Genomic DNA, 12,207 nt, shown 5'->3' with positions numbered 1-12,207 from the left:
CTCCCTGCAAAAAAAAGGAATACTACGACAAACCGAGTAATTCACAACATGACTCCAAAATTAAGGGGCCGAGCCGTTTTTCACCCGAATCAAGCTTTTTGACTAAAATAAGAGGGAGGTTTTCCCCTATGTATGCTTCAAATACATGAAACGAGTGAATAAGAGGGAGGAATTCCCTCTCGTATCCGGCCAACAGCTTCTAAAACAAACCCATCCGTTATTTTTGTGCTGTCGGACCGGCAAACCGTCCCCGCCCAGGCACGGCGACCCCGGCGACCCGCCTGCAAACCGTCAAAAAAAGACCGCCGGGAGCAGTCCCGGCGGTCTTCCTGATGCGCTGCGTGCTATTACAGGCCCTTCGTACGGTCTTCATTGTAAGAAGCCGTCAGCATGGCGGTAATGAACAGGGCGAACGTGACGATCACGAGCCAAAACGTCGACGATCCGAAAATTTCCATGGCGTGAGCACCTCTTTCCGTAGCTAATTCTCCCCATTATTATACCCAACCGCCCAGCAAAAGAAAATGTGCAATTGTGAACATTTCGTGCGAACGGGGCGTCAACCAAGCGCTTTTAGCTCGTACCTCAGGTACTTGCCTTATTTGAAAAACAAAAAGTTCGTCGGCAGCAGCCGGAGCCGGCCGTCGGACGGCTTGTTGATCACCTGGCCCTCGACGACGAGCGAGGACGAGCCGCCGCCGTCCAGGTTGTAGGCGTCGCGAATGCGCAGCGCCGCGAGCCGGTCCTGCAGCTCCATGAGCGTAGCGCCGGAGCCGCCGCGCTCGTCGTAGCCGTCGGCGACGATGACGAGCAACTGATCGTTGCGGAAGTTACCGATCACCGTACGGGGTGCCCGCCGCGGCGAGTTTTGCCACTGCGCCGGAATGATCTGCTTCGCGCCGTTCTGAAGCAGAATCGGCACGAACGTCGCCCCGAAGGACGGCTTCAGCTTGTCGAGCTCGGCCTGGCTCGTGAAGCGGCCGCCGATGAGCTTGCGGTCGGTGCTGAGCCCGACGAACGCGAGATTGTCGTGCGACGGCTCGAAGCCGTAGACGAACTTGCCGCCCTGGATCGTATTGCTCAGCGGATACCGCCGGCCGCCGCTGTCGTCGGCGAAGCCTCCGGCATTGACGCCGGCGACCGCCCCGAGCCGCCTGACGGCGTCGAGAGTAGTCTCGCTGTTGCCGATCTTGTCCTTGGCAAGCGCCATCTTCATGGCGTTGTCCGTCTTCAAGTTCACCTTGAGCGCATACCCTTTATAATTCGGGTCCGAGAATTGATATAGCTTCAAGTCGATATTGGGAGACACGATCGATCGCGTCGGTCGTCCGAGCTGCGCCGCCACCCGGTTGTCGAAGATGGCATCGGGCCGGGTCACCTGAGCGGTGGCGAGCAGCAGCATACCATTCATATCCGCGGCGCTCTGCTGGTATTGCTGGAACGTCTTCTCGATCGTGCCCTGGATCGCGACCGCGTCGGCCTTCGCCTTGTCCAGCCCCTGGTCGACGCTAACTGCTGAGCCTGATAAGGTGAAGGTCTTCAACGGGTCGGATGGCAAGAGCGACAGCGGCACTGACCAGTGCGTGGCTACAAGCCAGATGACCATCCCGATGAAGGGGGCGCAGACGAGCAGGAAGAACCGGTTCATTTCCCGAATCGTGATCGTCATTGCAGCACGTCCAAATTTTTCTTCAGCTCGTCGAGCTTCTTCTTCACTTCCTGCAGCTGGGTGTACAGCTGGTTGCTATTATCCGTCTTGTTGTTGGCGCTGTCCTTGGAGAAGGCAAGCAGTTCATTGAACGAATCGACCTTCGCCTGCAGCTTGGACATGTCGGATGTCATGCTCTCCTTGAGCGCGTCCAGCTGCTTCTGATAATCGGCCTGTAGCGTCTGCAGATGCGCTTGGGTCTGTGTAGACAAGTCGGCGGCAATTTGCTGTTTGATGTATTGCGTATACCAGACCGTACCGAGAATCCCGGTCGCGATGAGCAAAAGCCAACTGGTGAAGAACAATATGTATGACTTGCGACGCGAAGCGGCGGATTTAGCGGATTTGCCGGTGCGAGCGGGTGCCATAGCGGGAGTGGGGATGTCTAATTGTGGATTCATGTAGGTTCACCTCAACTCCCATTCTATCAATTTGATTCGACAGATTCTAGTAATTTCATCGTTTTTCGATATTCATTTGGGGAAATTCCCTCCAGTTTTTTGAAAACTTTGCTGAAATATTTCTCATCCTGGTACCCGACGGATTGGGCGACGTCCGAGATTTTGAGCAAAGGGTTCAAGAGCAGCAGCTTGGCCTTGTCGATGCGGACGCGGCTGATGTAATCGACCACGTTCTCGCCGAACTGCTGCTTGAATTTGCGCGAAATGTATTCCCGGCTGAGGAAGAACTGATCCGACAATTCCTGCAGCGTGAGATCGCGCGCATAATGCAGATCGATGAACTTCACGATGTCGTAGATCACGCTGCCGTGATGCACCTGCCGCTGCTGCAGGCGGTTGATGAGCCTGGTCATGCTTTCGCTCAGCTCCTTGTGCCAAAGCGCGACGGAGATCGTCCCTTGGGCGCTCATCGGCACGATGAACGGAGTCCCCTCAGACGGCAGGTGAAGCTCAGTCTTATCGTCCTTGAACAATTCTTGCGCCCAGCGCGCTCGGATCACATTGTACTCGTGCCCCCACAGCGTCAGCTGCTCCACCGTAATGCGGTCCAATTGCTCCACCGCATCGATGAAGCGCTGCAGCGCTTCTTCCGCCTGCTCTGGCTTGCCGCTGCGAATGGCGATCCGGATCGGCTCCTCGTAGTCCGTCAAGTGAAGCCGGTTCGTGCCTGCGGCCTCGTCGGGGTTGTACGTTACGATCCGACTGCCGGGCTCGAGCAAGTTCCGCTGGCGCAGAGCCGTGCGAGCTTCCTTGTGTGAAGCCGGCAGGTCCCGCGGGAACGCCTGCTCCAAGCCGATGCCGAAATCCAACCGGGTATTGAGCGTCCGCGTGATGCTCCGGCTAATCTCCCTGATGATGGATTCCGTCTCCGGCAGGCGGTCCCACAGGAGCAAGATGACCTCGCTCTCGCTGTTCCAATAGCGGAACGACGTTCCGCATTGCTGCTGCTGCAACAGCTCGTTGCAGATATTGATCAGCGAGAAGATGAGCAGATCGAGGCGGTACGCGAACCGTTCCCGGACCGATTGCTCCATCGTGTCGAGGGTCAGGATCGCCACACGGCAGCGGACGGCCCCCCGCAGCCGGGGGAACTCCTGGTACAGCTGCTCCCGGATCGCCGGGAATTCGGAAGGGTCGCCGACGAGCGACGACAGGAGCTTATCCCGATAGATGGGCTTGATTTGATTCATCTCCATCGCCCGTTTTCGGTCTTGAGAGCGTACCGCCTCCTCCTGCTTCCAGCTCTCGACCGCCTTCCGCAAGGCGGCGTCCAGCTGAGCGGGGTCGATCGGTTTCAGCAAATAGTCCGTTCCGCCGTACTTCACCGTATGCCGAACGAATTCGAAATCATTGTGGCCGCTGATGACGATCGTCTTGCTGAACGCGGCATGCCGATGAATCCACTCCAGCAAGTCAAGGCCGCTCGCGAGCGGCATCATCATGTCGGTCATAATGATCTCTGGCCGTTCCTGCTCGATAAGCGCTTGCGCCTGAAGGCCGTTCTCCGCCTCCAGGACGGTGTCGATCCCGAGCGAGGACCAGCTCGCGAGCAGCCGCACCGCATCCCTCACATGCTTTTCGTCGTCCACGATTAACGCCTTCATGCCCATCCCCCCTCATCGCGCACAGGTATGGTCAACACTACAGTCAAGCCGTGCGGCTCCGTATGCAGCAGCAGCATCGAGGCTTGGTCGCCGTAGTAGAGCCTCAACCGGTCCATCACGTTCGCGAGGCCGATGTGCTCCGATCGATCGCCTTCGTCCCGCGGCGTTTCCAGCTCCAACTGCAAGCGGCGGAGCTCTTCCTCCGGCATACCGGTGCCGTTATCGGTCATTCGGATATACAGACGATCTTGCCTGAGCTCGGTAGTCACCTGTAACCTTCCTCCTTCATTGTGGGCCGAATAGCCGTGCTTGAAGTAATTTTCCGCGATGGGCTGCAGGATCATTTTGGGTACCGGGATCGTCCGGGTCGCCTCGCCGATGTCGTAGCGGTACGAGAACTTGTCGTCGAACCTTTGCTTCTGCAGCTGCAAATAGTAGTTCAGGTGCTCCAGCTCCTTCTCCAGGGGAACGATCGTTTCATCCGTGTGCATCGTGTAATGCATCATCTTGGCCAAGGAAGCTAGCAGCGCATACACTTTGGGAGCCTCGTGCTGAAGCGCCAGCGTCCCGATCGATTGCAGGGCGTTGTTGATGAAATGCGGATTGATCTGGGCTTGAAGCATTCGGAGCTGAGTCGTCTTGTTGGCCAGCTCGAGCCGGTATTCCCGCAGAATCAGATCGTTGATCGTATTCATCATCGATTGGAACCGGCGGGAGAGATGCCCGATCTCGTCCTCCCTCGTATAGACGTATGTGATATACATGGACACCCCAATGGGGACAATCGTTGCAACCAAGAGGAACACGACCAGCTGGTTGCGGATGCTTCGCTTCAAAAACCGCATGACTTGGAACCCACTCCGTTCATCATTAAAGTCATTGTGAGCAATCGCCGGTCAATATATTCCACCAATCGGTTCAATCGTATCGGTGGGAGCGGGGGTCGCCATTGTCTATAATGAGTCTACATTCATTGAACAGAAAGGAGGCGCTTACATTAATGCGTAACATAGGAGGCAGCTCCGAGCGGGTGCAGCAGCTCGTGTTTCTCGGACCGGCGATGCTCGTGTTCGCCATCGTCATTACGATTCCGTTTCTATTAGGCTTGTATTATTCGATGACAGATTGGAACGGCGTATCGGGTGCGGTCAAGTAGGTCGGCCTCGACAACTTCGCCGCGATTTTTGGACATGATAAAGACTTCGCCCATTCCTTCTGGTTTACCTTCCGTTTCACCGCGATTGATGTGATTCTCACGAACGTGTTAGGCTTCGTACTCGCTTACTTGCTGGCCCCCAGCGGCTGATGCTAGGCTGGCACTGGCCGAAATATCCGGACGGCGCGACGCAGGAGTTCGGGGCGAGCATGCAGAAGTACGTGGCAGGCAAGTCCAGCCGCGATCAAATGCTGGCGGAGTTCCAGGGTACCTGGGATAAAATGAAAAAATAACGGTTTTGAAAATCCCGTCGGGTTGGGAGAACAATCGACTCTGATCGATGCTCCTTCCCCGATCGGGGTTTTCTTTTTTACGCGGCAGATGACCGAGGAGGGGTGGAAAATATAGGATTGACGCGCCTGGTGGACGGTGTTATATTGATGTTGATATTTGATATTACAAAAGTTATTTTGTTATATTGAAAACAGGATGGTGCTGTGAATGGTTGCGAATGGAACGCTGCGGGGCAATATCCCGGTCATCCCCACCCCCTTTCTCCAAGGGAGCGTGGATTATCCGAGTTTCGACTGGCTGATCGAACGGACAATCACCGATGTGGACGGCTACGTCGTCTGCGGCAGCACAGGCGAAGCGCCTGCCATGACCCGGCAAGAGCGGGAACAGGTGATCCGCTATGTGGCCGCCCGAATACCGGCGGGGAAGCATGCGGTCGTCGGTCTGGGGCATACTTGCCTGGAGGAAGCGGTGGAGATCGGGCTTGCGGCGGCGGAGGCCGGGGTGAAGGCTGCGCTCGTGCCGAGTCCGTATTACTTTCCGAACTCGCTCGACATGGTCACCGATTATGTGGGTCGTCTCGCCGAGCGCACCGGCCTGGACATCGTGTTCTATGACAATCCGGTTACGACCGGAACCCGATTCACGACGGACGACCTCGTCCGGCTCGCGGATGCCGTGCCTCAGGTGACGGCGATCAAGATGACCGACCACAGCTTCGAGAAGATGGCGCAGCTCAAGCAGCGTACGGAGCTGACCGTATTCGGCGGCGACGACATCATCTGCTTCCGCGCGTTCGAGGCCGGCGTCGACGGCAGTATGATCATTGCGCCGCTCATCTATCCTGAGGCGTTCCGCGTTTGCTGGGAGCTGTACCGGAGCGGCCAGCTGGAAGCGAGCTTCGAGCTGTACAGCGAGGCGATCCTCCCGTTCCTGCATATGTTCGGGCCTGGAGACGAGATCCCAACGACGAAGGCGCTGTTCCGGCATCTGGGGCTGTTCGCGAGTGCCGAAGTGCGCAGCCCGCTGCTGCCGTCCGGGCCAGGCCGCGTGCAGCAACTGCTGCTCGGATACAACCAAGGGCTGTCCGCTTTGAAGCGCCGGGCAGCCGCAGAGGCGTAGCTGCCCGCTTGCAACGGTTATTAGGAAAACCATCCGATCCAGTTCGGATGGTTTTTTCCTTGTTGGGCACCTTATGGAAAAGAATCGCGAACTCGCGAACCCCATCCGGAGAAGGAGATCTATGAGTTCCCATACAACCCCCCCACTTGATTCTGAACAGGATGCCATCATTGTCGGAGGCGGCATAGCCGGCCTCCAGGCCGCCCTGCAGCTTGGCCGGTACGGCTACCGCGTGCTTGTCGTCGACGCCGGCCGCGGCCGCTCCACCTTATGCCGCGGCTACCATAACGTTCTCGGCTGGCCGGACGGCGTGTCCGGCGCCGAGCTTCGCCGGCTCGGCCGCCAGCAGGCCGAAGCCGTCGGCGTCCGCTTCGCGGACGACGAGATCGTGCAGGCGGCGGCCCGGCCGGACGAGGCGGGCGGCGGGTTCGTGCTGGACGGCCGCCAGGAGGGTGAAGGCGCCTATCGGAGCCGCCTGCTGCTGCTCGCCACCGGCATCATGGACCGCTTCCCCGCTCTCCCCGGCTTGGAGATTTGCCTGGGCAAGTCGGTGTACGTCTGCCCGGATTGCGACGGGTATGAGATCAAGGGCCATCCGACCGTCGTGCTGGGAGCGGGGTCCGTAGGCGCGTCCATGGCGTTGACCCTGACGTATTGGAACGACCGGCTGGTTTATGTGAATCACGAACAAAAGGAGATCGAGGCGGAACTGCTAGCGGAATTGGAGCGGCACGGCATCGAAGTCGTGTCGGAGCCGATCGTGCGCGTGTTGGAGCGCGAGGACGGGTGCTTCGAGGGCGTCGAGCTCGCGGACGGCCGAGTCGTGCCCGGGGAGCGGGGTTTCATCGCGTTCGGCGGCAACCGCGTGCATTCGGAGCTGGCGCAGCAGCTCGGCGTCGAGCGGATGGACAACCGCCACATCGTCACCGATCCGCGCTCCAAAATGACGAACGTCCCCGGCGTGTGGGCGGCCGGGGACGTCGCGGTTCATTCCGAGCAGGTGACGATCGCGATGGGGGAAGGCAGTCAAGCCGCGATCTGGATGCACAAGACGCTGATGCGCCAAGCTTGACCGTTCACCTTTTCGTAAGCTTCTGGATGAATGAATTCATCGTCTCCGAGCCGCTGATGAACAAGCGTTTGAGGGTGAACCGGTTTTGCGACGTGTCCGCGTAGCCTTGGTCGATCGTGAAGGCCAGCTTGAACTGATGATCGTTTAAGATCTTGATCGTCTCTTTATTGTAGACGCCGTATGGGTAGCAGAACACTTCCGCTTTGATGCCGAGCTGCTCTTCGATCTGCTTGGCCGCTTCCAGAATCTCTTCCTTTTGTTTTTCCGCCGAAAGCTTGTTCAAGTAAGGGTGCGTCATGCCGTGAGGCTGGATGTCCCATCCGGCCTCGTGCAGCTCCTTCGCTTGCTGCCAGTCGACATACCAGCCATCCCCCACCGTTCCGGGGGACATGAACAGCGTGGCGTGGAAGCCGTGCTTTTGCAGAATTGGCAGCGCTTTCTCGTGATTGTCCGCGTAGCCGTCATCGAACGTCAACAGGACGGATTTGGCGGGCGCGGTGCGCTTGCCCTCCCAAATCTCGATGAATTGCCTGAGCGTCAGCGTCGTATAGCCTTCCTTGGCAAGATACGCCATCTGCTCCTCCAGCTTTTTCGGGTCGAGAACGGCGTTGTTGCCGGGGTCGGTTCCGATGCTGTGGTAGTTCAGGACGGGAATGCGTACGATAGGGGCCGTTTCCTTCGGCTTCGGGGTCGGCGTCGGTACCGGTGTTGGTTCGACGGGCGACACGGGCTTCGTCTGAGCCGATGCGGCAGGCACTTGGACGACGGCCTCGGCGGTCCCTACGCCTGCGATGGAGACGCCTTTCACCGGAGAAGCGTCGGCTTGCGCGGTTATACGCGGCTCCTCGGCTCTGGCGCCGGAAGCGGCAGGTTCGGGCGTGGGCTTGGTCGCAGCACTATGGCTCGGACTAGCATGGCTAGCGCCTGCTGCCGGGTGAAGGACGGTCTGCTCCAGGCGGGGGTCCGACCGGCTGCAGCCCGCTATTCCCCACGTCATAGCCACTATCAAAAATAAGAGTATTCCATGGAATACAGTTCTTTTCATCAACGGCACCACCACGCCATCCGTATCTGTAAACCAGGGTTTCTTACCTAGTTCTCTATAACTATACGCATGCGATAGACAATAGATTCATGCCTGCTCGAAAAAAACTGCGACGGCCCAATCCTTGTTCTTGCCTTATAGCAGCGAACGAACGGACTTGCGTGCGGTAAACTTGCCCGGCAGAACGATTTCCTGCGGCTCAAGCTCCGGGTCGCGCTGGTGCCTGAATAACAACTCCACGGCCATACTCCCCATCATTTTGCCTGACTGGTTGATCGAGGTGAAGAAGTCTTGGTATCCTTCAGGAAGCGATGTATAGGACTCGTCAAAGGTCACGACGCTGATGTCATCCGGAATGCGAAAACCGAATTGATTCAAAACGTCGATGATTTTCCCCAGCATTCCCGGAGCGGTTACCAAAAGAGCCGTGGGCAGCTCTTCCGCCGTCAGCATGTTCTCTAGTAGAGCCGTAACCGGTGCATCATCTTCCTCGAGCGCTTCAAAATTCAACGGCAGCTGGATGTTATGTTCCATTCGGGCATACCGGTACCCTTTGATTCTTTCCTGATAGGTGAAATGCTTGTTCGGCGACACCAGCCCAATCCGCCGGTGACCTTGTTCGATGAGATGGGTCATGAGCGCAGCCGCCCCCATAAAGTTCTCTCCGCGGACCAGGTGTGCCGCCAGACCCTCAATCTTCTGATCTACCAGCACGAGCGGAATACCGTGCGCTTGCACTTGCTGCAAATGCTCCAGCTGTCCCCGCTGTGCGCTCTGCACAATAAGTCCTTCAACTCCACGCTGTACCATGCTGGTCGTAAGGGCGGTTTCGCGGCCGCCGTTTGAGTTGCCGAGCAGGATCATGTAGTCGTGTTCGAATGCCTTTTCTTCAGCTCCCGCCAATATATCGATGCCGAACGATTGACCCGTGATTTGTTTGCCAAAAGGAAGAATCATTCCGAGCATGGAGCTGCTGGCCGGAGCCCGTTTCAGCTCCTGGGATTGAAGCTGAAGCGTCTGCATGGCAGCCATAACCTTTTGTCGGGCTTCGGCGGAAACCGTGTCCGCGTTGTTAATTACTCGGGACACCGTTGCCTTCGAAACGCCGGCGAGCCTTGCCACTTCAAGAAGCTTGGACATGGGGAACACTTCCCGTTACATAGTTTGTTGAGATAGTTATATAAAGAAAACGGGGGGTTGTCAAATTGTTCTTGATAATGAAAGCGGATTCATTGTACTATAAAGTTGCAACGTTTCGGAAACGTTTCATAAACGTTGCAGATAATGAAAGAGTAGGGACAAAGGGAGAGGTAGAGCAGATGTTAAACACGCACCGGATTCGCCCTGCGCAACAGGCGGATCGACACGACCGCAGCCATCGGATGTCCGTGGCACAGCCTGCTGTAAGGTGGCAGGATGCGCTGCCAAGCGGCAACGGAACCTTAGGAGCTCTCGTTTACGGCAACATCGAGGAGGACACCGTTCTGATCAATCACGAGGCCTTGTGGTACGGCGGGACAACGAAGGAACTGCCCAATTTGTCCTTGCATCTGAAGGAGCTGAGGGAACTTCTCGCCGCCGGGAAATACACGGAAGCGAACCAATTGTATCCGAACAAACTGAAGGAAGCGGGATACCAGACCAGCACGGCCAAATTCCAGCCTGGCTTTGACTTGAAGCTGTTTTCCGAGATGGAGGGCGCGTTCCGTCATTATCGGCGTTCGCTCGATATGGAGACGGGGGAAATTTCCGTTACCTGGACGGAAAGCGGCATTCAGAGGTCGAAGCGCCTGTTCGTCTCCCGTACGGACGACATGGCTATCATGCAGATTCGTTCCCAAGGGGCGCCTGTGCCCAAGCACGCTTTCCAACTCACGATCCACGATCCGGCCCAGGCAGAGAGGCACGATTTTTCATTCGGGTCCGAGGCGGGGGAGGATTACTTAACCGCCTGGGGTAAGCATGGGGACGGGCTGACTTCGTTCTGCGCGGTTGCCAGGATCATCTGCAGGGGAGGCAAGAAGCAGGTACTGGATCATCGAACGGTCGTGGAGGGCGCGGAAGAAATTGTCGTATTGCTTGTAGTAAGCGCGAAAGAAGGAGACGCGGCCGTTCGCGAACGCCTCAAGCAGCAGCTCGCCGGGTATGATCACGAATATACCACCCTGCTCGAGCGTCATGTTCGTGAGCATCGTCCGTTATTCCTAAGAGCTGGGCTCGACTTGGAACCGAACGAACAACGGGACGCTTCGAACGAGCAGCTCCTGCTCGAGGCATACGACGGCGATGCGCCTGACGCGCTAATAGAAAGGATGTACGATTACGGCCGATATTTGCTGATTTCCAGCTCCAGACCGGGCGGTCTGCCCGCCAATTTGCAGGGGATTTGGAACGGCGACTACTTGCCGGCTTGGAGCAGCGCGTTCTTCAACAACGAGAACATCCAGATGAATTATTGGCAGGCTCTGCCGGGGAATCTCCCGGAAGCGGCGGCCCCGTTCTACGATTTCTTCGATTCGCTGCTGCCGGATATGCGCAAGAACGCGCAGGCGTTCTACGGCTGCCGCGGCATCTTGAGCCCCCTGTTTGCATCGCCGGAATCCGGGTTGAAAAAAAACCTGCAGCCCCATGTCGTGTATTGGACGGCAGGCGCGGGTTGGCTGGCTCAGCACTATTTTGACTATTGGTTGTATACGGGAGATGAGTCGTTTCTGAAACAACGGACGATTCCGTTTCTGAAGGAATGCGCCGCATTCTACGAGGACTTCCTGATCGAAGACGAGAACGGCAAGTGGCTCTTTTCCCCTTCGAATTCGCCGGAGAATCGTGCGAACGGGCCTTTCGAGGGGAGCGGCAAAATCTCTGTCTGCGTCAATGCGACGATGGATGTCGCGGTGGCAAAGGAAGTGCTGTCCAACCTTTGCCAGGTGTGCAGCGAATTCGGCTTGGAGTCGGAATCGCTCCAGAAGTGGCAGAGCCTACTCGAGAGGCTGCCGGATTATCAGGTAAACGGGGAGGGGGCGATTCAGGAATGGATGCATCCGGACTTTGAGGACAATTATCATCATCGGCATCTCTCGCACCTGTACCCCCTTTTCCCGGGATTTGAGATTACGAAAGAAACGCACCCTGATCTATTCGAAGCCTGCCGTGTAGCCGTGGACAAAAGACTCGTGATCGGGCTCAGCCAGCAGACGGGCTGGTCGCTTGCGCATATGGCGAACATATACGCGCGGTTAGGCGACGGGGACCGGGCGCTCGAGTGTCTGGAGCTGCTCAGCCGCTCCTGCCTGGGCGACAACCTGTTTACATATCACAACGATTGGCGCCGGCAGGGCATTACGATGAGCGCGAGACGAGCGCCGTTCCAGATCGACGCGAATTTCGGCTGGACCGCATCGATTCAGGAGATGCTGCTGTTCTCGGCAGTGGGCAGGATCAAGCTGCTCCCGGCGTTGCCGAAGCGGTGGGCGTCCGGACAATTCCGGCAATTCCGGTGCCGGGGCGGGATAACGGTATCCATGCAATGGGATCTGCAGGAGAGGCACGCGGTTGTAACCCTTGCTTCAGACCGGCAACAGGAGGTAGAGATTCAATTCCCAGCCGCCCTGGAGCGAATCGAGACGGACAATAATGCGAAGATTGCGATCTCCGAGAAAGGACCCCGCTACCGGATAGCGGAACTGAAAGCCGGTTTGACCACGGTGTGGACCGTTTCCTTTTCATCAATCTCATGAAGCATATA

At 57.4% G+C, this 12,207-nt stretch carries 10 protein-coding genes and 1 pseudogene; 5 read left to right on the top strand and 6 right to left on the bottom strand.

Annotation, left to right across the window (positions count from 1 at the left end):
• Positions 1 to 598: 598 nt before the first annotated feature.
• The 4 genes from ACI5FR_RS33085 to ACI5FR_RS33070 are packed head-to-tail and all read right to left on the bottom strand — an operon-like array spanning position 599 to position 4,618.
• On the bottom strand, positions 599 to 1,669 hold the full coding sequence (locus ACI5FR_RS33085; protein WP_405462573.1) for a phosphodiester glycosidase family protein: 1,071 nt from the start codon (positions 1,667 to 1,669) through the stop codon (positions 599 to 601).
• Positions 1,666 to 2,109 carry a hypothetical protein gene (locus ACI5FR_RS33080; RefSeq protein WP_405462571.1) on the bottom strand — a complete coding sequence of 148 codons (444 nt, stop codon included), beginning with the start codon at positions 2,107 to 2,109 and terminating at the stop codon, positions 1,666 to 1,668. Before ACI5FR_RS33080 ends, ACI5FR_RS33085 begins: the two co-directional genes overlap by 4 nt.
• A gap of 26 nt (positions 2,110 to 2,135) precedes the next feature.
• On the bottom strand, positions 2,136 to 3,773 hold the full coding sequence (locus tag ACI5FR_RS33075; RefSeq protein WP_405462570.1) for a response regulator: 1,638 nt from the start codon (positions 3,771 to 3,773) through the stop codon (positions 2,136 to 2,138).
• Entirely contained in the window at positions 3,770 to 4,618 is an 849-nt protein-coding gene (locus tag ACI5FR_RS33070; RefSeq protein WP_405462569.1) for a sensor histidine kinase, read from the bottom strand. Before ACI5FR_RS33070 ends, ACI5FR_RS33075 begins: the two co-directional genes overlap by 4 nt.
• Positions 4,619 to 4,773: 155 nt before the next feature.
• On the opposite strand from ACI5FR_RS33070, the pseudogene ACI5FR_RS33065 reads away from it, so the two are divergent.
• From ACI5FR_RS33065 to ACI5FR_RS33050, 4 genes and pseudogenes are all read left to right on the top strand, one after another.
• Positions 4,774 to 5,064: pseudogene (locus ACI5FR_RS33065) on the top strand (carbohydrate ABC transporter permease); the annotation flags it as partial.
• 14 nt (positions 5,065 to 5,078) lie between these two features.
• A complete protein-coding gene (locus tag ACI5FR_RS33060; RefSeq protein ID WP_405462568.1) occupies positions 5,079 to 5,222 on the top strand; it encodes a hypothetical protein in 144 nt (47 codons plus the stop codon).
• 208 nt (positions 5,223 to 5,430) lie between these two features.
• Positions 5,431 to 6,345 carry a dihydrodipicolinate synthase family protein gene (locus ACI5FR_RS33055; protein ID WP_405462566.1) on the top strand — a complete coding sequence of 305 codons (915 nt, stop codon included), beginning with the start codon at positions 5,431 to 5,433 and terminating at the stop codon, positions 6,343 to 6,345.
• A gap of 121 nt (positions 6,346 to 6,466) precedes the next feature.
• Entirely contained in the window at positions 6,467 to 7,417 is a 951-nt protein-coding gene (locus ACI5FR_RS33050) for an NAD(P)/FAD-dependent oxidoreductase (protein WP_405462564.1), read from the top strand.
• Positions 7,418 to 7,421: 4 nt separating this feature from the next.
• Here ACI5FR_RS33050 and ACI5FR_RS33045 read toward each other — a convergent pair whose 3' ends face one another.
• Positions 7,422 to 8,462, bottom strand: coding sequence for a polysaccharide deacetylase family protein (locus tag ACI5FR_RS33045; protein WP_405462562.1), 1,041 nt, complete (start codon positions 8,460 to 8,462; stop codon positions 7,422 to 7,424).
• Positions 8,463 to 8,597: 135 nt separating this feature from the next.
• Positions 8,598 to 9,602 carry a LacI family DNA-binding transcriptional regulator gene (locus ACI5FR_RS33040; RefSeq protein ID WP_405462560.1) on the bottom strand — a complete coding sequence of 335 codons (1,005 nt, stop codon included), beginning with the start codon at positions 9,600 to 9,602 and terminating at the stop codon, positions 8,598 to 8,600.
• Positions 9,603 to 9,781: 179 nt separating this feature from the next.
• Here ACI5FR_RS33040 and ACI5FR_RS33035 point away from each other — a divergent pair, with 179 nt between their 5' ends.
• Entirely contained in the window at positions 9,782 to 12,199 is a 2,418-nt protein-coding gene (locus tag ACI5FR_RS33035; RefSeq protein ID WP_405462559.1) for a glycosyl hydrolase family 95 catalytic domain-containing protein, read from the top strand.
• The last annotated feature ends 8 nt before the right edge of the window (positions 12,200 to 12,207 follow it).

It is taken from the genome of Paenibacillus sp. HJGM_3 (assembly GCF_045062745.1).
Taxonomy (GTDB): domain Bacteria; phylum Bacillota; class Bacilli; order Paenibacillales; family NBRC-103111; genus Paenibacillus_AA.
Note: the sequence above shows the minus strand (reverse complement) of the source record. Positions and strands in the feature narration are given on the sequence as shown.